The following is a 20,655-nucleotide window of genomic DNA, read 5'->3' as shown; positions in this document are numbered from 1 at the left end:
CACCAACAGTAATATTCACATTTTTTTAATTGAAAAATCAACAATATTCACTCTGGTTTTTTTGTTTTTAATTAGCATTGGTCGTAATTTTATATTCTATATAGTTTGCCTTGTATTTATTTTGCGATCTTTAAGCTAAATACTGCTACAATTGCGCGCTTTCATTGGGTCGAATCCCAATACATCGTTATAATTTGTTTAGGAGCCTACATGACGGTTCAAACCTTCATTCCAAATGGTGCCAAAGCTGCCTCAGAAAACACTGTCACCCAGCCAGCGCACACTCATGATGTTTCAATCAAGAAATTGTATATTGAAACTCAAGGGTGTCAGATGAATGAGTATGACAGTCATCGTATGGCAGATCTTTTAGGTGATTCTCACGGCTACATCTTGACCAGTGATCCGAAAGAAGCTGATATTCTGCTAATGAATACATGTTCTATTCGTGAAAAGGCTCAAGAGAAAGTATTTAGTGAATTAGGTCGCTGGCGCAAACTAAAAGAACAAAATCCCGACCTGATTATTGGGGTTGGGGGCTGTGTCGCGTCTCAGGAAGGCGATAACATTCAAAAACGCGCACCTTATGTCGATATGGTATTTGGCCCGCAAACGCTGCACCGTTTACCGCAAATGCTGGATCAACATCAAGATCAGATTGAGAAACCCAAAAAAGATAAAATCAAACTGGTTGATATTTCTTTTCCAGATATTGAAAAATTTGATTTCTTACCTGAACCACGTGTCGAAGGCTTTAAAGCATTTGTTTCGATTATGGAAGGTTGTTCAAAATACTGCTCATTCTGCGTAGTGCCTTACACACGCGGTGAAGAAGTATCACGTCCATTGGATGATGTTTTGGCTGAAATTGCAGGTTTAGCTGAAAAAGGCGTTCGCGAAATTTCATTATTAGGTCAAAACGTCAACGGTTATCGTGGTGAAACCTTCGAAGGTAATATTTGTACTTTCCCAGAATTATTGCGACTCGTTTCAGAGATCCCGGGCATCGGGCGGTTACGTTACACTACCTCACATCCACTTGAATTTTCTGATGATTTGATTCAGTGCTATCGTGATTTACCTCAAATGGTATCGCATCTACATTTGCCTGTACAAAGTGGCTCTAATGCCGTGTTACAAGCAATGAAACGCAATCATACCATCGATGTCTATATCGAGAAGATTGCCAAGTTGCGTAAAATTCGCCCAGATATGCATTTATCCAGTGATTTTATTATTGGATTCCCAGGGGAAACAGACGAGAATTTTGAAGAAACCTATCAATTTATTAAAGATTTAGATTTTGATCATTCTTATAGTTTTGTCTATTCAAAACGTCCCGGTACGCCTGCGGCAGAACTGGAAGATACAACATCAGAAACTGTAAAAAAAGAACGTTTAGCCAAAGTCCAACACTGGATCAAGCAATCTAGTATTCGTAAAACTGATGCTATGTTAGGTACAATCCAACGCGTATTGGTTGAGAACGTTTCCGAGAAAAATCCAGATCTTTTGGTCGGGACAGCCGACAATACACGACTGGTTACATTTGTCGGAGATGCTTCATGGGTGGGACGCTTCGCGGAGATTGAGGTGACCGAGATAAAAACTTTGAATTTAGTTTATGGTGAACTCTTGAATCTTGAGCCTGACGTGGCGTAATGTAAGGGTATTAGAACAAGGCGACAAAAAGGATTCCTCTTTGACTGCAGCGATTCGACGTACCGTTAATTTTCCCGGCGTTTCAATGACCCGTTTAAAAAGCATGTTAGGTGCATATAACGGTCACTTGAAGCAGATTGAACAGCGTTTAGATGTGCAAATAACTCATCGTGGTGACGCATTTTACATCGATGGTGACATTGATGCAGTCGAAAGAGCAGAGTCTCTGCTCCAGCGTCTTTATGATGAATCCGAAATTTCCAGTCAGATTAGTGCAGATATTCTGCACTTAATGATTCAAGGCAGCCAGACCGATCGTGAACTGATGGATGATTCCGAACAGGAACATACAGGTTTAGATAATGTCTGGCTACAAACCCCCAAAGGTCGCATTAATCCACGTGGCACTAACCAAAAACGCTATGTGCAGCGTATTTTGCAAAGTGATATCTCGTTTGGAATAGGGCCTGCTGGTACAGGTAAAACTTATCTGGCGGTTGCCGCAGCAGTAGATATGTTGGAACGCAACGAGATTCAGCGGATTTTACTGGTACGACCTGCGGTTGAGGCGGGTGAAAAACTAGGTTTCTTGCCAGGTGATTTAACGCAGAAAATCGACCCATATTTGCGTCCACTTTATGATGCTCTATATGAAATGTTAGGCTTTGAAAAAGTTGCAAAACTGATTGAACGTCAGGTGATTGAAGTTGCACCACTTGCATATATGCGTGGTCGTACTTTGAACCACTCTTTTGTTATTCTTGATGAAGCACAAAATACTACGCCTGAACAGATGAAAATGTTTTTGACCCGTTTAGGTTTTGGTTCACGTGCCGTGATCACAGGTGATATTACTCAGGTGGATTTACCGCGTGGACAACAATCTGGTTTAGCTCATGCTTTACGAGTTTTAGAGCCAATTAAGGAAATTCACATTACCCGTTTTCATTCTCGTGATGTGGTTCGTCATCAACTGGTTCAGAAAATTGTTGAAGCCTATGAAGGTTGGGACTCTGAACAAAATCGCTTAAGTGCCGAAGCACGTGCTGAACGAAAGGCACGGCAAGAAGCATTAATGAATGAGCATGATGCAGCGGCAGATGCCCAACATCAAGAGGTCTAATCTATTCATCGCGTTGTCTATAAACTTACAAAATCAGGGGATTGCCATGCATCCCCTATTTTTATGAAGGATCGGGTTTGAAACTTAATCTTAGCTTGCAACAGGAATTTAAATCTCCTGATTTGGTCTTGAAGCGTGTTCAACTTAAAAAAGCCATTGAAACCACTTTACGTCACATCGATATTGAAAATGATTGTGAAATTGGGATTGCCTGTGTCGACAACGATGAAAGCCATCGTTTGAATCTGGAATATCGTGGCAAAGATAAACCAACCAATGTGTTGTCTTTTCCGAGTGATATCCCTGAAGAGGTCTTGCCTTTACTAGATGCTCAACCTTTAGGCGACTTGGTGATTTGTATTCCTGTTGTGCTACAAGAAGCCATTGAACAACATAAAATAGCGCATGAGCATTTTATGCATATGCTGGTTCATGGTACTTTGCATTTGCTCGGTTATGATCATGAACTCAGCGAGGAAGATGCAGAAGAAATGGAAGCGCTAGAAATTGAAATTTTAGCTAAACTGGGATTAGAAAATCCGTATTTGGAACGGTAGCTTAAAAATACCGAAAATAAAATGACCACATCTGTGGTCATTTTTAGATATGATTTAGAAGCTATATTTTAATGTTAAAACTGCATTACGTGGATCACCCCAAGCCATTGAGTTTGCACCAATCCCAGAGTAATATTTTTTATCAAATATGTTGTTCACATTAATTTGTGCGCTGAGATTATGATCAAATTTATATCCAAACATTGCACTTGTTAAATATAAATCATCACGATCAATACGTTTACTACCTGTACCCGTATAAATATGACTGTAATAATTTAGACCAACACCCCCAAACCATGAATCATTTTTATATTTCAAGAAAAGGTCAGCTGTTGTACGCGAATTGGTGGTATTTACTTTCTCACCATCCTGATCTTTTGCTTCAAAATTTGCTACACCAAAACTAACACCCCAATTCTGATTAATTTCTCCATCGACATTCAGCTCGACCCCCTTACTAACTACACCATCGACACCATAGTAAGCATTATCAGTTGAACCTTGGACATGCACATTTCCACCATTTTCATCAAGTAGAAGTTCTGCGACATTATCCATTTCAATGCGGAATACCGATAAAGCCGCATTCAGTCGACGATCGAAGAACTCACCTTTTATTCCTGTTTCATAGCTCTTACCCACTTTAGGATCTAAATAACTGCCATCTTCTTTTTTATTATTTTGAGGTTTAAAGATACTAGTATAACTTGCATACCAAGAGTAATCTTTAGCAAAATCATATACTAAACCAAAGTATGGTGTAACTTCATTATTAAAATTACGATTACCAACACCATTTTCAGATTCATATTTCCAGTCTGAAAGTCTTACACCAGCTACCGCATGTAGCGGATCTAACAAATGGAACTTTCCAGAAATGTATGCGGAAGATTGCTCTGTATAATTTAGAACACCATTCTGATTCATCGCTAAACTTCCAATAAGATGAGTATTCATATTATTGAAATCAAGTACATCCGTGCCTAACAATGCAATATTATTTTGTTTAGTGAGCGCAGGATTACTACTGACAAAAGTTCCACCAGATTTATTTTCCTTTACTTCATTTTTATTCCAAGACCCTCCAAGTACAATTTCGTGTTGTCTATTTGCAAAAGTAAAAGGTGCAGAAATATAGACATCTACATTATTTTCATCAGTTGTATCGGCACTTCTATATACAGAAGCATTGGAGATATCAATTGTATTAGTTGCTTTATCAACAGCACCAGCTGTGTAAAAAATTAAATCATCTACTTTGTCACGGCGGAAAGAGTAATTAATATTTAAATTTACATCATTAAATAAATTTTGCTTTAAACCAGCAAAGAATGAAGTTGTATCGACATTCCAAAATGTCCAATCTGAGCTAACGGCTAAAGAACGACTAAAATTTGTTCTTGATCCATCTGTATAGAATGCTGGCACTCCTCCCCAACGCACGCCATTTCTTTCAAGCTCTTGGTAAGAAGCAGCAAATGATAATGTTGTTTTATCAGTTAAATCATAATCGATAGCACCATACGCAATTCTGCGTTCCCGCTCATAATGATCCATAAATGAGTCTTCATGGGAATTTTTTAAAAACACTCTTCCTCTTAATGAGCCATCCGTATTCAGTGATGTAGAAATATCTGCTGTACTTTCAAAAGTATTCCAAGAACCTGCTGTTGCAGTCACATCCGCTGTAAGTTCTTTCGCATTCGCATGCTTACGAATCATATTCAGACCGATTGCAGGATTCCCTGCGCCGGTCATTAAACCATTTGCACCTTTTACAACTTCCACTCGATCGAAAATACTTAAATCAGGATCTCCATCACCCAAAGTCAAAGTACTTGGCATTCCATCAATCAGATAATAATCTAGCTAGAATCCACGAGCATAAGCTCTTTGTCTCTCATCTGTCCGTGTTGTAGAAACACCTGTAATATTATCGAGTAGTTGTTGAAAGGAATCGATTCCACGATCATCTAAATATTCACGGGTATAAACTTTGACTGTTTGAGGAGTCTCTCTAATAGATAAATTCAATTTAGTTGACGTATTTGTACTTTTAGCTGTATAGCTCTCACTTCCCTCGGTAACACCAGTCGCATCCTCAGCCTGAAGGGTAATTTTATCCAATTGCACTTGATCAGTTTTGATATCTTCAGCATAGATCAATGACGATGATATCATGCTCATTGCGAATACAAGAGGACGTGTTTTAAAAGCCCCAACGACATGAGAACACATGTAAAAAAATCCTTATAAAACTTGAAAGCTAAAAAAGCTCAATGAGGGAAAAGGAAAAAAATACCTATCTTAAAATAAGATTAAATGATAATCATTTTTAACATCAATACAATTAATAATTGCAAATTAAACTTATAAATTTTGCTTATATAAAATTTTGATCGAAATTATTTAAATCAATGAACCTCAAACTCTGCCTGTGCAGGGTTAAATTTCCATGTTCGGATAATCCGCAGTTCAGAAATCTCCTTCATTGAAGCATCAAAACGACCAAAAGGTGCGCCACGGCGTACCGATGATTTGGCAGCTTCATCTAACATCGGATGCCCAGAACTCTCGATTAAACGAATGGCACGAATGCCTCCTTGTGCATTTAGCACGACCATTAATCGAACTTCACCTGCTAAATTTTGACGTTTCGCTTCATCAGGATAATAACGGTTACCATACAACTCTACTTTTTCACGAAATTTATTTAAATAGGCTGCTGATGCATCTTGCTTGGCTTGAATACCATCTACTGTTTTAATCCGTTGCTGACGACTAAAGTTTTGCTGACGTTGTAAGTATTGCGCTTCAATACTAGCAACCATTGCTGCTTTAGCCTGAAACTGACTTTGTAAATCATCTTGTGCTTTTTTCCGTTGATTTTCTTCGGCTTGTTTTTGCCAGCTCAAAACAGTCATCAGCACTTTTTCTTCAAATTTTAGCTCACGTTGTTGCTGAATATGGTCAAGGGTTTGTGTTGGTGACTCACCTGAACTCTGATCAGGCATGGCTTTAGGCATATCACTCGACATTCGGTGAGAATCATGGAATTTGCCAGAGCCCTTTTGATCTGACTGCGCCAGAAAATCAGCATGCTCAACTTTATCGGGGCTTGGTCGAATGGTCACAGCAATTTCTTTGGTCGCTGTATCCGATGGCGCTGGCATCGCAAAATGAATCAGCAAAACGAAAATATGTAGCACGATTGCGATTGCAATTGCAGCCAATAAAATAAAATCCTGCCACCAGTGTCGAATCACTGGAAAATATCCTACATTTTTTTTAAACATTGTGTTCAACTAACAAAATGTTGCATCCCCACCTGTGAAAACAGGATAAAATAAAACCATTATTCATTTTTAAATAAAAGCGTGACCTACTTCAAAGCCAATAACAACAAGGTTTGAAGTTTTAAAAATGTAGCAATTAATTTTGCTAAACTGCAACAAATAAACTTATTTTTTTTATGTTTTAAAAAAGATTGTAATTTTGCAATCGACCAAAACAGCTATTTTCTGGACAGCCTTTATGCCAACATTACTGTCATCGATTTCTAAACACTTGCGTCGAGCTTACGAAAAAGCCGAAGAATTTATTGTAGAAGAACGTGAAATTCCAGTTTCGCAAGTATTTTTAAATGCAACTTTTAAGCGCTATGTGACTGACAATCTCAGCTTTCTGGATGATTTACATGCAGATGTCTACGATGGCTGGCTACGCCTATATGCAACCTTAAATTTTAAAGGTTTAAATACTACGCTTTCAGTAGATTTAAAACTGATTCAGATGGAACTGAATAAAGATATTCAACTTCTGGTTTTCGAACAAATTAGTGATACACAGGTTGTTGAAGCCAAATTTAAAAATACCTTACAGAAAATAGGCTTCAATGCTTATGTGTTTTTCTATCACAAAATATTGCACAAAGATCCACTCGGCCCGATTCTTGAACGTTTCGAGGTAGTTAAAGTCAAAGATGAGCTTTTATTTTTAGATTTAAATCGCTGGCTAGGCAAAAGTCGCAGTGTGGTCGATGCACTTTCCAAAGTTCATGTAAATCATGCACAGCTTAAAGAAGCAGAACTGGTCGTATTAGGGAATGTTAATTTAATGGCCCTATTTAGTAAGTCCAGAGACCGCGATGATTTAGCAGAAGAAGAATTAGAGCTAGCAGAAACTACCGTCACCCCTATACGCCAAAAAAATGAATAAGCTGAGAAACAAAGCATTCATAAAGACATTAAATATCAACACAATGAAACAATGCTCACTGAAATACTGCATTTTTCTTCATCACGAAATGTAATACTATCTGTAATGATTGAAAACACTTTCAATATTTCATTTATGACATTAGGAATTTTCTTATGGCACTTCATGTAACGAAAACCATGACTTTGGCAGCCAGCCTGACTACTGCCCTGTTATTTACAGGTTTTTCTAGTCATGCACTCGCCATGAGTCCTTTTAAGGCCAATTATCAATTTTCCTATAATGGAAAAAATATGGGTTCAGGAACACGAACCTTAAGCCAACAAGGCAATAACTGGACTTACGATTTTTCTGCCAAAGCAGGCATGATTGCTTCTGCAAGTGAAATTAGTAAATTTAGCTTTAATAATGGTCAAATCACCTCTCAGCAGTTTAATCGTAGCAGCAAAGTTTTGGTGCACAACAACAGTATGAGTATCAATTTCAACCCATCAAGCAAAACCATTAGTACCCAAAAAGATGATAAAAAACGATCATTTGCATGGAAGTCTGGTGTATTGGATGAATTAAATGCCGAGTTACAAATTCGTGAGGATTTGAAAGGTGCAGGAATCAAATCAACATACCCTATTGCAGATGCCAAAGGAATTGATATCCGTCGCTTTGTAAAACAAGGGACAGAGAATGTGAAAACACCATACGGTACATTCAGTACCATTAAAGTCATTATTCAATATGACAACAAACCAGGTCGTAATACCACGTTTTGGTTAGCCCCTAAACTGGATTATTTACCAGTCAAAGTGAGTCATGTCGATGAGAAAACCTCTTATGGGCTGCTCTTAACAGGTTATTCTGGTAAAACTAACTAAGAATTGTCGATTTTGGCTTGCATTTTTTTGGATGCTTTTTAAAATACGCTTTTGCTGAAAAGGCATCCGCCCTAGAGGATTCTCCCGTGCATGCACTAGAACAGAAAATCTTAACAGAAGGTATCGTTCTATCTGATCAAGTTTTGAAAGTCGACGCTTTCTTAAATCACCAAATTGACCCTGTACTGATGCAGAAAATTGGTAAAGAGTTTGCTGCTCGCTTCAAAGATGCAGGCATCACCAAGATTATTACCATTGAAGCATCAGGGATTGCTCCTGCCATTATGACAGGCCTTGAACTAGGTGTTCCTGTTATCTTTGCTCGTAAGTATCAATCACTTACCTTGAAAGATGACTTGTACCGCGCCAAAGTATTTTCATTTACTAAACAAACTGAAAGTACCATTGCCATTTCGAATAAACACATCAACTCAAGCGATAAAGCTTTAGTGATTGATGACTTTTTGGCAAATGGTCAAGCTGCTTTAGGTTTGATTGATTTGATTCACCAAGCGCAGGCCGAAATTGTAGGCGTTGGAATTGTCATTGAAAAATCGTTTCAGTCTGGTCGCGACTTATTGATCGAAAAAGGTTATCGCGTTGAATCTTTAGCACGCGTTAAATCCTTAACAGATGGTAAAGTTTCTTTTGTTAAAGAGTAATTCAATCGCGTGATCCTGAGTTACATTCAAGAGCGCTTCGGCGCTTTTTTATGTCTGGCAAACCTGAGTAGCGACTTGGTTTAGGCAAATACTGCTTTTTTCTGCTATTTTCATCGCCTCATTTACAACTGCGCTAAACTATTTTGCTTCGATTCAGCTAAAATGATTTTAAGAAAAATAGGATATTGCATTACATGGGTAAAGCGCAAAAAGAAACGGAAATAGAAACAACTGTGGTTTGTCCCAAATGTGGTTCAACTGATCTTGAAAAACGTAATCATGAACAAACCTTACAAAAAGCAGGTGGTGTGCTGTTAACCTCAGCAGGCGCAGCCGCAGGAACTGTGGGTGGTGCAGCCTCAGGCGCATCGATTGGCGCAGCAATAGGAACCGTTGCTGGACCGTTGGGTGTTATTGTAGGTGGTACTGTAGGAACATTTGTTGGGGCAATTAGTGTCGGTATTACTGGCGGCTTTTTAGGTAACCGTTTTGGGAAAAAAGCAGGCGTGGTCATCGATAAAAATATTTTTCAAGATTACAAATGCCGTAAATGTGGCTATCGATTTAAACATTAAGTTTAAAATTTTAATGCTTAAATATGAATCGCTTGAGCTTAGTAACTTGGCATCATAGCGATTGGATTATGATTTTCCAATCGCTATTTTATTTTAAAGTAATTTAAGCGCGACTTCTGCCAAACGCTTACCCAGTGCTTCACACAGGTTTTTTTCATCCTGACTCAATTCCTGATCATGTCTTGGACCACTGACATGACTTGCGCCATAAGGTGTACCACCTGTTTTAGTATTAGAAAGCGCGGCAATCGAATTAGGTAAGCCCAAAATTAACATACCGTGATGAAACAATGGTGGCAACATCGTCAGCAAAGTACTTTCCTGCCCACCGTGCATAGAACCTGATGCGGTAAACACACAAGCAGGTTTTCCGTGCAATGCGCCATTGAGCCAGAGGCTCGTGCTTTGATCCCAAAAATATTTCATCTCACTGGCCATATTCCCAAAACGGGTTGGTGAACCTAGCGCCAAACCTGAACAATTGGCCAAGTCATCTAAACTACAATAAATATCCCCTTCCTGAGGAATACTGGGTTGTGCTTCAGTTACCACAGTGGACAGTTGCGGAACAGTTCTAATTTTAACGTGAATGCCTGTCGCTTCAATTCCATTGGCAATGAGATGTGCCATCTGTTTAGTTGAGCCATATTTACTATAATAAAGGACAAGAATATAAGGTTGCATATTTTTAAAAAGTTTTGTTAAAAACAAAACTATACGATATTTCCCCCTTTTTTTGGGTAAGCTTTACATGGAAAACCTAAAAAGATCAAAAAAATGAGACTTTATTTTTATGCTGAATTTTTTGAAAAAGTTACCTTTTTACGATAAAACATGGTTTCAGTTTATACTGTTTGTGCTGCGTCGTTTCGAGTCAGATCGTTGTCGTGAACATGCTGGGGCTTTGACCTATACCACGTTGTTTGCAGTGGTTCCTATGTTGACGGTTTTTTTGGTGATTATCTCCTCCATTAAAGCACTTGAACCTGCTAGACAACAATTACAGCAGCTCATTTACAGTAATTTTCTGCCCAAAAGTACCATTGCATTTGACCGTATTTTAAATTCGTTTACCGAGAAATCGAGCAATCTGACCGTAATTGGTGTTTTATTTCTATTTGTGACTACGGTCATGATGTTAAGTACTATTGAAACGGCATTTAACCGCATTTGGCGGGTACGTGAAACACGTGGTGGCATCATCGGGTTTATGCGTTACTGGACGATTATCTCACTTGGGCCAATTATTTTAGGCAGTGCTTTTGTACTGTCTTCAACGGTCGCATCTATGAGTATTCTGAGTAATAACTTTGCAGGTTATGAACTAAACGGCTCATTTATATTGTGGCTAATCTCGTTTGCATTAACCATCGTAGGTTTTTTCTTTTTATATTGGACGATTCCTAATCGTACAGTCCCATTATATGCGGCCTCCATCGCTGCATGTTTTAGCGCGACGCTATTTGAATTACTCAAAAATATTTTTAGTTTTGTAATGGCAAACTTTACCAGTTATGAACTGGTTTATGGTGCTTTTGCCGCGATTCCTATTTTTCTGTTATGGATTTTTCTATCTTGGAATATTGTGTTGTTGGGTGTTGAAGTGAGTTATGCACTGACTGCATTTCATTCAGAAAAAACCCAGACACGTCACCCTGTTCTCATGTTACTCGATGTACTAGAACTATTTTATAAAAAACAGAAACTAGGTGAAAGTGTCACAGATCTTGAAGCATTAGATATCATGGGCCGTGGTGAAATCGGACGTTGGCCAGGTTATGTAGAAATGTTAGAAAAGCAGAACTTGATCAAACGTACCGATAAAGATGAGTATGTCTTGGTCAGAAATTTATCACAAGTCGACTTCTGGTCATTTTTCACAGCACTACCTTTTCCATTGCCACGCCGTCAGGATGTTGGAAATATCCATCCAGATGATGAATGGATGCAAAAACTAGGACCTGCATTGATTGAATCTGATGATTATCTAGCTGCAAAGCTTGCCATTCCACTCTCGACCATTTTTGAAGATAAATAATAATTTGAAGATATCGTTTGATTTAAAAGCGGTATCTTCATAATTTAGATTTTAAGCCTGTTCGATTGTATCCAACCTGGCAGACTGACCACAATCACACCAAGCAACACCAAAGCCGTTCCAATCAAGAAATTCAGTTCCAGTTTTTCATTGAGCAGATAAACACCAAATCCCATCCCAAAAATTGGGGTAAGGAATGAAAATACCCCTAAACGCGATGCCAAGTAAGTCCTTAATAACCAAAACCACACTAGAAAACTTGCAAAAGAAACGACGAATGTATGAAAGACCAGACTCCCCATTGCCAATGGAGTAAAATGAATCTGAGTTTGACCTGTGATCCATGCCACAATCATGAGTAATACAAAACCACCAAACATTTGATAAAACATGGTTTGTGCAGCGGGTGCTTGAGATAGAGAAGTTAAACGAATCGAAATGGTCGTCGCAGCCCATGCGATTGCAGCCATAAGTGCTAAACAGTCGCCCCACAATATAGAATGTGTATCGATGCCTTGCACGGTCTGTGGTCGAATGAAAGTAAGGATCACGCCTAAAAAAGCAATACCAATGCCAAGCCATTGCAGTGAATTTAATCGTTCTGCGGGCAATTTCCAGTGCAAACCCAATGCAACAAAAATTGGAGCGGTATACAGTAAAACTACCGTATGCGAAGCATAGGTATGCCGAATGGCTTCAGCTAATAAAAAGAACTCAAGCGCAAAGAAAAAAGCCACCAATAAACCTGAGCGCAAATAAGGTTGCGCCAAGAGTTGTAATTTTTTTTCGCGGTACAAAAGTGGCAAGACTAATATTGCCGCCAAACCTGAACGTAATGCGATTTGCATGATGGGTGAAATATCGGGAGCAGCCATTTTTAAAATAACCTGCTGTAAGCCCCAGATCATGCATAGCACGACCATTAGACCAGATGCACGTGCATCTAACGCCTTCCGATCATCCACCGTATATTCCTTTATTCAATCAATGAAAATGGACTATAGCGCTGACCTATTTAAATGATATAGTTCAAATCAGACAACTTATCATCAAATACAGGCATTTCATTTAAAATAATAATATGAAAAAAACAGCTCATCTCGTTCGTAATTTTCTGGAAATCCCAGCCTGTAATAACATTCCCGCACCGCTCTGGTGTCAGGTTAGGGATGCACCTGCCGAAACCATTTATCCGCAACATGAACACGCATGGGGAGAATTTATTTACGCTTATCATGGTGTTTTGGAGGTAAATGTCGATTCAATTCATTATTTAACCCCGCCACCTTATGGTTTATGGCTACCACCGCATTTAAAACATAGCGGACTGAATCGGACAAAAGTGACACATTGTACGGTGTATATTCATGAATCTTTATGTCAGCAAATGCCAAAACATGCAGGAATTCTTCTTAGTTCGGCACTGGTTCCTGCAATTATGGAACACCTTAAAAATAATGTAGTGGCACAGACAAGCCCAGATGAACATTTACGGTTATTGTATGTGTTATTAGATCAACTTCAACGTGCTCAAATCGTAGGAAGTTATCTACCTACAACGTCACATCCATTGTTGCAAGCGATACTCGAACATTTAAAACAAAATCCTTCAGATCACCGTTCGTTGGCAGAATTGGCGCAACTGGTTAATACCAGTGAACGAACGTTGGCACGCTATAGTCAAAGTGAACTTGGCATGTCATTACATGAATGGAGACAACGATTACGCGTCATGCAGGCATTACCCTTACTTGAACAAGGTCATACGGTAGAAAGTATCGCGTTAGATTTAGGTTATGCCAGTGCGACAGCTTTTATTAATCTATTTAAACGTTGGATGGGCCTTACCCCCGATCAATTTAGAAAAACATTTTCTGCATGGTAAATGCATTCAATCGTTTTTCAGTAAAGACTGAATAAGGCTAGAAAAGTTAATTGCAGCTTGGGCATGCGTATTTCGTCGATAAGCAAGAGAGAAACCAACTACGGGTTTAGGTTCAGCCACTTGTAAATACTGTACGCCTTTAATGCCTAATTGCATGGCGGAGGCTGGCACCAATGACACACCCAAGTTTGCGGCCACGAGTGAAACAATCGATACAATTTGTGGGGCACTTTGTCCAATTTTGGGTTCAAGTCCATGACTACGGCATGCATCCAGTACAGCATCATGCAAACCTGCACTTACCGAATGTGCAGCCATAATAAAATTTTCATCTTTTAACAATTTAAGCTGTATTTCCTGTTGCTGATCAATCACATGTTCTAAAGGCATCACTACAACTAGCGGCTCGTACATTAAAGTCTGAATATGAATATCTATAGGCACATGGTGTGGTGGACGAATTAAAGCAATATCAAGCTGATCATTCAGCAATCGATCAATTAAAACCAAAGAATTTCCTTCTTCTAAACGAAGTTGGACTTTAGGGTATTGCTGCTGAAACAAACGAATACTATGAGGTAAGACTGGATTAAGCATTGCAGTTCCAGTGAAACCCAGACGTAATTGCCCTAGTTCACCGTTCGCCATTTGCTGAGCCAAACTCACAGCATCATCCACTCGCTGTTGAATCGGCTGTACCGAATTTAGAAAAACCTGCCCTGCTGCGGTCAATTCCGCTCCATGTGATGAACGATAAAATAACTCTGTTCCAATCTCATCTTCCAGATTTTTGATTTGCATGCTTAAGGGTGGCTGACTTATTCCAAGACGCTGTGCTGCTCGAGTAAAACTTTTTTCTTCTGCAACCACCAAAAAATAACGAATATGACGGAGTTCCATATATAAAACATATAGTGATTGATATTAATATATATTAGACAAATAACACTCAGATTGCTAATCTAACCATGTTGGCAGCTAGGCAAGCACTGCCAACAAACTCTCTTCTTTTTTTTAAAAAACTTTGGTTTATTTCATGACGATTCCTTCAACAGTAAGCGAGTCTGAACGCGATATTGATTCACCTCAAATTATTCATAAGGCCAATACTGAACATTGGATTAGCCGTGGCACATCTGCTTACCTAAAGGCAGGACTTGCACTTTTCTTACTCGGTTTTGCAAGTTTTTCCATGATTTACTGTGTGCAACCTCTGTTGCCCGAATTTACCCATACATTCCATATCAGTCCAGGTACCAGTGCGCTTGCCTTGTCACTGACCACTGGATTACTGGCAATTTCCATTTTATTGTCCAGTGCTTTTTCTCAGGCTTTAGGTCGCAAAGGTCTAATGTTCGTTTCGATGGGGTTAGCCGCACTGCTGAACATTTTGTGTGGCTTTGCACCCAATTGGCATATTTTACTTATTGCCCGTGCGGTACAAGGTTTTGTGATCGGAGGCGTTCCAGCCGTTGCAATGGCATGGATTGCTGAGGAAATTCATCCAGCTCATTTGGGTAAAACCATGGGGCTATATATTGCAGGAACTGCGTTTGGCGGCATGATGGGTCGTGTTGGAATGGGTTTGCTGACACAATATTTCTCATGGCGTGTTGCACTGGGTGTATTAGGTGTAATCTGCCTGATCTGCGCTTTAGGATTCTTATGGTTACTGCCTAAATCTCAAAATTTTATTGCACAAAAAGGGATACAGCTTCAGTTTCATTTATCTGCTTGGAAAAATCATTTAAAAAATCCTCGACTGGTTCGTATTTATGCGATCGGTTTTCTCATTACCAGTATTTTTGTCACCTTATTTAACTATGTCACTTTTCGCTTGGCTGCTACACCTTATCAACTCAGTCAAACCCAGATCAGTCTCATCTTTTTGTCTTATAGTTTAGGGATGATTTCCTCATCGCTTGCAGGTTCTCTGGTCGACAAATTTGGCAGAAAAATGGCAATGTTGATGGGTTTTGGTTTTATGTTGGCGGGAATTCTGCTCACCCTGAACTCTGGTTTATTTGCGATTATTATTGGAATTGCAGCCATTACCACGGGGTATTTTATTGCACATGCTATTGCCAGCAGCAACGTTGGACTGGAAGCAAAACAGGCCAAAGGGCATGCAACTGCACTGTATTTGTTATTTTATTATTTGGGTTCAAGCATCATTGGTTCTGTAGGGGGATGGTTCTGGCAATACGGCGGTTGGCATGCTGTTGTATATCTGACACTGGCACTCGTTGCTGTGGCAATTTTTATCGTGATGACCGCGCCAAAACCTTTGCAAGCAGCATCAAATAAATGATTTGAAAAAAATGGAGATCACATTATGCGAATTTCTCATCTGGATCATTTAGTGCTGACTGTTGCAGATATTGAAGCGACCTGTAACTTTTATCAGCAAGTGTTAAATTTTGAAGTGATTGAGTTTGGGGAAAATCGTAAAGCGCTTAAGTTTGGTTCTCAAAAAATCAATCTACACCAAGCAGGGCATGAATTTGAACCGAAAGCCGCTTTCCCAACCCAAGGTTCTGCCGATCTTTGCTTTATCAGCGAAACACCGATAGAACACATCATTCAACAGCTAAAACAACTGCATATTAATATTGAACAAGGTCCAATTCAGCGTACAGGTGCAATGGGTGCTATTTTATCGGTCTATATTCGCGACCCAGATCACAACCTGATTGAGATTTCAAATTATCTTTAAGTAATAAAAAGCCTGCTGAATATTGCAGGCTTTCTTCATCACAGCAAAATTAAGCTTTAACAAAGGTTTCCCAAACAAATTGTTGAGTTTTACCATTGAGCACCATTTTGAGCTGATCACCACGTTCTAGCGGCCCTACGCCTGCGGGTGTTCCAGTCATGACGACATCCCCTGCTTCAATCGTAAATGCTTGACTCATATCACACAAATATTCGCCAATACTTAATAGTAAATAGGCTGTATCACCCTGTTGGCGAACTGCATCATTAATATAAAAACGATAGGTCACATGTTTCCAGTCTTCAATTTCACTGACATCGACCCAATCTGCCAATACACATGCACCATCAAAAGCTTTAGCTCGCTCCCACGGCTGACCTTTATTTTTTAGCTCAGTTTGTAAATCCCGCAAAGTTAAATCCAGACCAATCGTTATAGCACCAATCGCAGCCAATGCTTTTTCTGGATCAGTTTCATTCTTGAGTGGCTGATCAATTCTCAAAGTCAATTCACACTCAAAATGACAACTTCCATTTGCTGGATTCCATTCAATTCCATCCTGCAAGCCAATCAAGCTACTTGGTGGCTTAATAAATAGAACAGGACGATCGGGAATGGCATTGCCAAGTTCTTTGGCATGCTCGGCATAACTTCTACCCACACAAATAATTTTTGATGGTCGTGCGTTCATAAGACTTCCCTTTACTGGCGTTGCGTGTTGATTATTTTTTAAAGGTATTTTCAAACTGAGTTTGTTGCGTACTGTCGCTAAAGGCGCGTTTTGGCACAATAACCACGGTGCGATTTTTCAGTTCAATCATATAGGTCAATTTACCTTTGGCAAAATTGACAACCTCACTATACGTGAATTGTTGTTTTCGGCCAGTCGCATAAAGTTCCATACGATCCTGATACAAATCTATGCCCTGTTCACTTTTACCAAACTGATATTTTACAAACTGACGTTTAAACATCATGGGTAAAAACCAGTAACGCATTAAAATCTGCATCACCAGAAAAAATGCACCCAATGCGACATAATAACGGCCAATACCATCAAAGCCTAAATAGAAGCCCCAAATGATAATCGCAATACTAATCACGGGCGTAATAAAGCGAGTTAATTGTTTTTTTCCAAACGTCGCAAGTGCAAAGCCATCTTGAGATTCTTCTAAATTAAGTTGATAACGCAATGAAATAGCGGGTTTCAGTTCTGACATAAAATGTTCAACATAAGCGATGAATTACCTTCAAAATACTACACCAGATCGACTATTTTATTTAGCGCTTGATCACATTTGATTAAGAATTTAATACGACTGACATTGATCAGTATTTACATAAAATGGCTTTTTTTTGAAGCTAAAACGTTTTAAACACTTAAGACTCAATCAAAACAACGATAAGTTTCGAGGATGCTATGCAACGCTTTGCCTATGGATGCGGCATTTTTTTTAGTCTTTTGAGTTATAGCAGCATCAGTTCTGCCCAATTTGTCACATGGAGTGAAAACATTCCGAGTAGTCTGGCATTATTTCAACAGAACCCCCAACAACTGGCGGATCTGACTCAAAATAATATTCTAATTTATGCACAACCCTATACCAAAACCAATGTACCCACCCAAAAGAAAAACCCACAACCGACCGTCCAGTTTGTCAGTGCAGCCATTATTGTGCCTGTCAGCACACAGGAGGTTGCCAAAGTATTAACCGATTACAATCATTATGTTGGTCTATTCCCCACGTTAAAATCTGCGAAAATTGAAGAAAAAAGCGGTAATACCACGCGGGTAAAATATAAAATTCAAATTCCTACCCCCATTCCAGTTCTCAATTTTAATGAAGATATTTCCATGCAACATCAAATAGGAAATAACAGTATTGCCAGTTTGATTACCGATGCACCTGTACCCTATGGCTTAGGAAAATTTGAATGGTTTAGTTTAGGCCCACAAAAAACGCTCATTACCTTGACGCAATGGGGCGACCTGAATCAGATTAATGGTTTTTTACTTCGCAAGATTTTGTCTGCCGTGCCTGATGCAAAACTCGGTATCCCGATTGGCAGTAATGCTTTTATACTTGAGTCTTTACAACGTAAATGGACAAAAACTCAGACTACGGCACTTGATGCGAGTCAATTACCGCCATTACAACTTACAAGCAATCAAATTAGAAAAATAAGTGAAATAAGCCGAAGTACTGGATATCCAGTTTCTTTTATTCAACCACTATCTACTGTACCTTATCCTCATGGGCGCGAAACAATGCGCTTCACCACAACATATCAGTATTACGCAAAAACTCCTCAACAACTGCAAAACTGGCTCAATCCTGTGTCTTTTCAAAGCTTATTTCCAAGACAAATCAAAAAAGTGGAATTGAGTTCTCCTGCCCCCCAATTACAGGATGCTAATTTTCGGGTTTCGGTAGGATTAGGTGTTATTAATATTCCATTTGATTTTAAAATGCGTTTTAACCATATCGACTCCAATCAGTCACAATATAATGCCGTTGGTGGTGATCTACGCTTTGTCAAAGGAGGGATGCAATTACTACCACAGAATAATAATGGCACACTATTTAAAATGACCAGTGCTGCCAAAATTGATGAAAAAGCGCCTTTTTTATTACGCGCAATGCGTAGCTTGCCTTATCACGATATGTTACCCGCAGCGGGTGGCAATGCTGTCTTTAGTCTAAAAATTAAAGAGAAAATGAAATAATTTTGTAAGAAATGCCATTTATGATAGGCACAAAAAAACCACTTAAAAGTGGTTTAATTTAACTCATATCGAGTTCAAGTTGGTGCGCTCAGAGAGATTCGAACTCCCGACCCCTTAGTTCGTAGCCAAGTGCTCTATCCAGCTGAGCTATGAGCGCGTACTTGATGGAGCGCATTATACGCGTTTTTTCTGCATTGATAAGTCTTTTTTCACAAAACTGTCACCAAACGTTTAGTTATTAGGCATTGTTTTAAAATTTATACAGATGAAAGATTATCCTATCATTCTGAGTTCATGATTCATGGTTGGAATATGAGTTTGATCGATGGGCAAATAAATTGTAAATATGGTTCCTTCGCCTTTTTGCGTTGTCACTTGCACATTTCCATGATTTTTTTCAATAAACTGTAAACACAACAATAGTCCTAAACCAGATCCTTTTTCGCCATCCGTACCTTTTTCGCTGCGAATCTGCTTTCTCTGGTTAAAGTTTTGAAAAGATTCATCTGACATACCAACGCCTGTGTCACGGACGGTAATTTCGACTTGTCCATTTTGCATTAAGGCTGATATATAGATTTGACCACCATTCGGTGTAAATTTGAGTGCATTTGAAATAAGATTCTGAAATACCGAAAGCATCATGTTTAAATCGACAAAGCAATGTAAATCCTTTTCGATATTACATTCGATCTGAATACTTTTTTTCTGTGCAACTGCCTGAAGAATTTCACAAACATCTGACATCAGTTCTGCCATATTGACAGATTGCGGGTTATAAACAATTGCACCACCTTCAGACATCGCCCACTGCAATAAATTTTCCAGAAGCTTAAAAGTCGCTTGGGCTGTACATCGCAAATAACCAGCAATATCACGAATGCCCTGTTCATCCAGTGTTTCAATTTCTGTTTCTAACACATCGGAGAAGCCTAATATGCCATGAAATGGTGCTCGTAGGTCATGAGCAATAATGGAAAAAAACTTATCTTTACTTGCATTTAAGTATTCTAATTCTTTGTTTTTTTGTTGTATTTCAAAATTGGATTTACGCAGTTCAAACTGTTGGACGACTTGTGCTGCCAAAACAGCAAGCGCCTGACACTGATCAGAAGTTAATTGACGTGGTTTAGAATCAAGAATACACAAGGTACCCAGATTAAAACCATCGCAGGTTTTTAATGGCGCGCCTGCATAAAAACGAATCTCGAGATCACTTCTTACTGTTGGATTATCATGAAATCTTTCATCGAGCAAAGTATCTTCTATAATAAAGATATCTTGTTGCAAAATCGCATGACTACAAATACTGTATTTCCGCTCAACTTCTCCACGCGGTACACCATAAGAAGATTTAAACCAACTGCGATTTTCATCGATCAAACTTATAATAGAAACTGGTGCCTCACAAATTTTTGACGCCAACAAGACAAGATCATCCAGACATTGTTCAGCCATCGTATCCAAAATCTGATACTCAGTTAAGGCATTCATCCGTCCTAATTCATTTTCAGGCAGTTTTGCTTCAATCATTTTAAGTCTCAGTTATGATCTATGTTAGGTTTTTAAATAAAGCTTAAAACAACTGCTATAGTTTGTAACAACCTACCTATAAT

19 protein-coding genes, 1 tRNA gene and 1 pseudogene are annotated in these 20,655 nt (G+C 39.0%); 12 read left to right on the top strand and 9 right to left on the bottom strand.

The genetic code is table 11. From position 1 onward, the window contains the following. Window positions 1-210: 210 nt before the first annotated feature. The 3 genes from miaB to ybeY all read left to right on the top strand — a co-directional run bounded on the left by miaB (window position 211) and on the right by ybeY (window position 3,342). Window positions 211-1,662 (top strand): tRNA (N6-isopentenyl adenosine(37)-C2)-methylthiotransferase MiaB, encoded by a 1,452-nt coding sequence (gene miaB, locus A7A69_RS16460; protein ID WP_151981276.1) that lies wholly within the window; start codon window positions 211-213, stop codon window positions 1,660-1,662. A gap of 40 nt (window positions 1,663-1,702) precedes the next feature. Next, window positions 1,703-2,785 (top strand): PhoH family protein, encoded by a 1,083-nt coding sequence (locus A7A69_RS16455; RefSeq protein ID WP_120370426.1) that lies wholly within the window; start codon window positions 1,703-1,705, stop codon window positions 2,783-2,785. Between the two features lie 77 nt (window positions 2,786-2,862). Beyond that, on the top strand, window positions 2,863-3,342 hold the full coding sequence (ybeY, locus tag A7A69_RS16450; protein ID WP_152878630.1) for an rRNA maturation RNase YbeY: 480 nt from the start codon (window positions 2,863-2,865) through the stop codon (window positions 3,340-3,342). A 54-nt stretch (window positions 3,343-3,396) separates the two neighbouring features. On the opposite strand, the pseudogene A7A69_RS16445 reads toward ybeY, so the two are convergent. Together A7A69_RS16445 and A7A69_RS16440 are read right to left on the bottom strand one after the other, a co-directional pair. Beyond that, window positions 3,397-5,583 (bottom strand): annotated as a pseudogene (locus tag A7A69_RS16445) (TonB-dependent siderophore receptor). A gap of 176 nt (window positions 5,584-5,759) precedes the next feature. After that, on the bottom strand, window positions 5,760-6,641 hold the full coding sequence (locus tag A7A69_RS16440; protein WP_152878629.1) for an energy transducer TonB: 882 nt from the start codon (window positions 6,639-6,641) through the stop codon (window positions 5,760-5,762). Window positions 6,642-6,879: 238 nt separating this feature from the next. On the opposite strand from A7A69_RS16440, the gene A7A69_RS16435 reads away from it, so the two are divergent. The 4 genes from A7A69_RS16435 to A7A69_RS16420 all read left to right on the top strand — a co-directional run bounded on the left by A7A69_RS16435 (window position 6,880) and on the right by A7A69_RS16420 (window position 9,672). Next, window positions 6,880-7,563, top strand: a complete 684-nt coding sequence (locus tag A7A69_RS16435; RefSeq protein WP_152878628.1) for a hypothetical protein — start codon at window positions 6,880-6,882, stop codon at window positions 7,561-7,563. A 155-nt stretch (window positions 7,564-7,718) separates the two neighbouring features. After that, on the top strand, window positions 7,719-8,435 hold the full coding sequence (locus A7A69_RS16430; RefSeq protein ID WP_151981272.1) for a DUF3108 domain-containing protein: 717 nt from the start codon (window positions 7,719-7,721) through the stop codon (window positions 8,433-8,435). A gap of 86 nt (window positions 8,436-8,521) precedes the next feature. Continuing rightward, window positions 8,522-9,097, top strand: a complete 576-nt coding sequence (locus A7A69_RS16425; RefSeq protein WP_120370432.1) for a xanthine phosphoribosyltransferase — start codon at window positions 8,522-8,524, stop codon at window positions 9,095-9,097. A gap of 194 nt (window positions 9,098-9,291) precedes the next feature. Continuing rightward, window positions 9,292-9,672, top strand: coding sequence for a hypothetical protein (locus A7A69_RS16420; RefSeq protein WP_120370433.1), 381 nt, complete (start codon window positions 9,292-9,294; stop codon window positions 9,670-9,672). A gap of 93 nt (window positions 9,673-9,765) precedes the next feature. Here A7A69_RS16420 and wrbA read toward each other — a convergent pair whose 3' ends face one another. Then, a complete protein-coding gene (gene wrbA, locus A7A69_RS16415; RefSeq protein ID WP_152878626.1) occupies window positions 9,766-10,356 on the bottom strand; it encodes an NAD(P)H:quinone oxidoreductase in 591 nt (196 codons plus the stop codon). 109 nt (window positions 10,357-10,465) lie between these two features. Here wrbA and A7A69_RS16410 point away from each other — a divergent pair, with 109 nt between their 5' ends. After that, a complete protein-coding gene (locus A7A69_RS16410) occupies window positions 10,466-11,710 on the top strand; it encodes a YihY family inner membrane protein (protein ID WP_120370434.1) in 1,245 nt (414 codons plus the stop codon). A 44-nt stretch (window positions 11,711-11,754) separates the two neighbouring features. Here the strand turns inward: A7A69_RS16410 and A7A69_RS16405 are convergent, their stop codons facing one another. Continuing rightward, on the bottom strand, window positions 11,755-12,675 hold the full coding sequence (locus A7A69_RS16405; protein WP_187349250.1) for an EamA family transporter: 921 nt from the start codon (window positions 12,673-12,675) through the stop codon (window positions 11,755-11,757). A gap of 116 nt (window positions 12,676-12,791) precedes the next feature. On the opposite strand from A7A69_RS16405, the gene A7A69_RS16400 reads away from it, so the two are divergent. Further along, the gene (locus tag A7A69_RS16400; protein ID WP_152878625.1) at window positions 12,792-13,595 is read left to right on the top strand and encodes an AraC family transcriptional regulator; all 804 of its coding nucleotides are present in this window, start codon (window positions 12,792-12,794) and stop codon (window positions 13,593-13,595) included. 6 nt (window positions 13,596-13,601) lie between these two features. Here the strand turns inward: A7A69_RS16400 and A7A69_RS16395 are convergent, their stop codons facing one another. Then, window positions 13,602-14,495: a LysR family transcriptional regulator gene (locus A7A69_RS16395; RefSeq protein ID WP_152878624.1), complete on the bottom strand. Its 894-nt coding sequence runs from the start codon at window positions 14,493-14,495 to the stop codon at window positions 13,602-13,604. Window positions 14,496-14,631: 136 nt separating this feature from the next. Here A7A69_RS16395 and A7A69_RS16390 point away from each other — a divergent pair, with 136 nt between their 5' ends. Both A7A69_RS16390 and A7A69_RS16385 read left to right on the top strand, forming a co-directional pair. Further along, window positions 14,632-15,906 (top strand): MFS transporter, encoded by a 1,275-nt coding sequence (locus tag A7A69_RS16390; RefSeq protein WP_152878623.1) that lies wholly within the window; start codon window positions 14,632-14,634, stop codon window positions 15,904-15,906. 24 nt (window positions 15,907-15,930) lie between these two features. Further along, window positions 15,931-16,311 carry a VOC family protein gene (locus tag A7A69_RS16385; RefSeq protein WP_152878622.1) on the top strand — a complete coding sequence of 127 codons (381 nt, stop codon included), beginning with the start codon at window positions 15,931-15,933 and terminating at the stop codon, window positions 16,309-16,311. Window positions 16,312-16,360: 49 nt separating this feature from the next. Here A7A69_RS16385 and A7A69_RS16380 read toward each other — a convergent pair whose 3' ends face one another. Next, a complete protein-coding gene (locus A7A69_RS16380; RefSeq protein WP_120370440.1) occupies window positions 16,361-17,002 on the bottom strand; it encodes a fumarylacetoacetate hydrolase family protein in 642 nt (213 codons plus the stop codon). 31 nt (window positions 17,003-17,033) lie between these two features. Continuing rightward, the gene (locus A7A69_RS16375; RefSeq protein WP_120370441.1) at window positions 17,034-17,531 is read right to left on the bottom strand and encodes a YcxB family protein; all 498 of its coding nucleotides are present in this window, start codon (window positions 17,529-17,531) and stop codon (window positions 17,034-17,036) included. Window positions 17,532-17,731: 200 nt separating this feature from the next. Here A7A69_RS16375 and A7A69_RS16370 point away from each other — a divergent pair, with 200 nt between their 5' ends. Further along, window positions 17,732-19,039: an SRPBCC family protein gene (locus A7A69_RS16370; protein WP_152878621.1), complete on the top strand. Its 1,308-nt coding sequence runs from the start codon at window positions 17,732-17,734 to the stop codon at window positions 19,037-19,039. An 80-nt stretch (window positions 19,040-19,119) separates the two neighbouring features. On the opposite strand, the gene A7A69_RS16365 is transcribed toward A7A69_RS16370, so the two are convergent. After that, window positions 19,120-19,196, bottom strand: a tRNA-Arg gene (locus A7A69_RS16365). A 116-nt stretch (window positions 19,197-19,312) separates the two neighbouring features. Next, entirely contained in the window at window positions 19,313-20,572 is a 1,260-nt protein-coding gene (locus A7A69_RS16360) for a GAF domain-containing sensor histidine kinase (protein WP_152878620.1), read from the bottom strand. Window positions 20,573-20,655: the final 83 nt, after the last annotated feature.

Source organism: Acinetobacter guerrae, assembly GCF_009372255.1.
GTDB classification, from domain to species: Bacteria; Pseudomonadota; Gammaproteobacteria; order Pseudomonadales; family Moraxellaceae; genus Acinetobacter; species Acinetobacter guerrae.
This window is presented reverse-complemented; position numbering and strand designations above follow the sequence as displayed.

Bases quoted from the DNA above. Each gene is read 5' to 3' on its own strand.
- miaB (WP_151981276.1), top strand. From the start codon at position 211: ATGACGGTTCAAACCTTCATTCCAAATGGTGCCAAAGCTGCCTCAGAA.
- A7A69_RS16440 (WP_152878629.1), bottom strand. From the start codon at position 6,641: ATGTTTAAAAAAAATGTAGGATATTTTCCAGTGATTCGACACTGGTGG.
- A7A69_RS16435 (WP_152878628.1), top strand. From the start codon at position 6,880: ATGCCAACATTACTGTCATCGATTTCTAAACACTTGCGTCGAGCTTAC.
- A7A69_RS16430 (WP_151981272.1), top strand. From the start codon at position 7,719: ATGGCACTTCATGTAACGAAAACCATGACTTTGGCAGCCAGCCTGACT.
- A7A69_RS16420 (WP_120370433.1), top strand. From the start codon at position 9,292: ATGGGTAAAGCGCAAAAAGAAACGGAAATAGAAACAACTGTGGTTTGT.
- wrbA (WP_152878626.1), bottom strand. From the start codon at position 10,356: ATGCAACCTTATATTCTTGTCCTTTATTATAGTAAATATGGCTCAACT.
- A7A69_RS16410 (WP_120370434.1), top strand. From the start codon at position 10,466: ATGCTGAATTTTTTGAAAAAGTTACCTTTTTACGATAAAACATGGTTT.
- A7A69_RS16400 (WP_152878625.1), top strand. From the start codon at position 12,792: ATGAAAAAAACAGCTCATCTCGTTCGTAATTTTCTGGAAATCCCAGCC.
- A7A69_RS16395 (WP_152878624.1), bottom strand. From the start codon at position 14,495: ATGGAACTCCGTCATATTCGTTATTTTTTGGTGGTTGCAGAAGAAAAA.
- A7A69_RS16390 (WP_152878623.1), top strand. From the start codon at position 14,632: ATGACGATTCCTTCAACAGTAAGCGAGTCTGAACGCGATATTGATTCA.
- A7A69_RS16385 (WP_152878622.1), top strand. From the start codon at position 15,931: ATGCGAATTTCTCATCTGGATCATTTAGTGCTGACTGTTGCAGATATT.
- A7A69_RS16380 (WP_120370440.1), bottom strand. From the start codon at position 17,002: ATGAACGCACGACCATCAAAAATTATTTGTGTGGGTAGAAGTTATGCC.
- A7A69_RS16375 (WP_120370441.1), bottom strand. From the start codon at position 17,531: ATGTCAGAACTGAAACCCGCTATTTCATTGCGTTATCAACTTAATTTA.
- A7A69_RS16370 (WP_152878621.1), top strand. From the start codon at position 17,732: ATGCAACGCTTTGCCTATGGATGCGGCATTTTTTTTAGTCTTTTGAGT.
- A7A69_RS16360 (WP_152878620.1), bottom strand. From the start codon at position 20,572: ATGATTGAAGCAAAACTGCCTGAAAATGAATTAGGACGGATGAATGCC.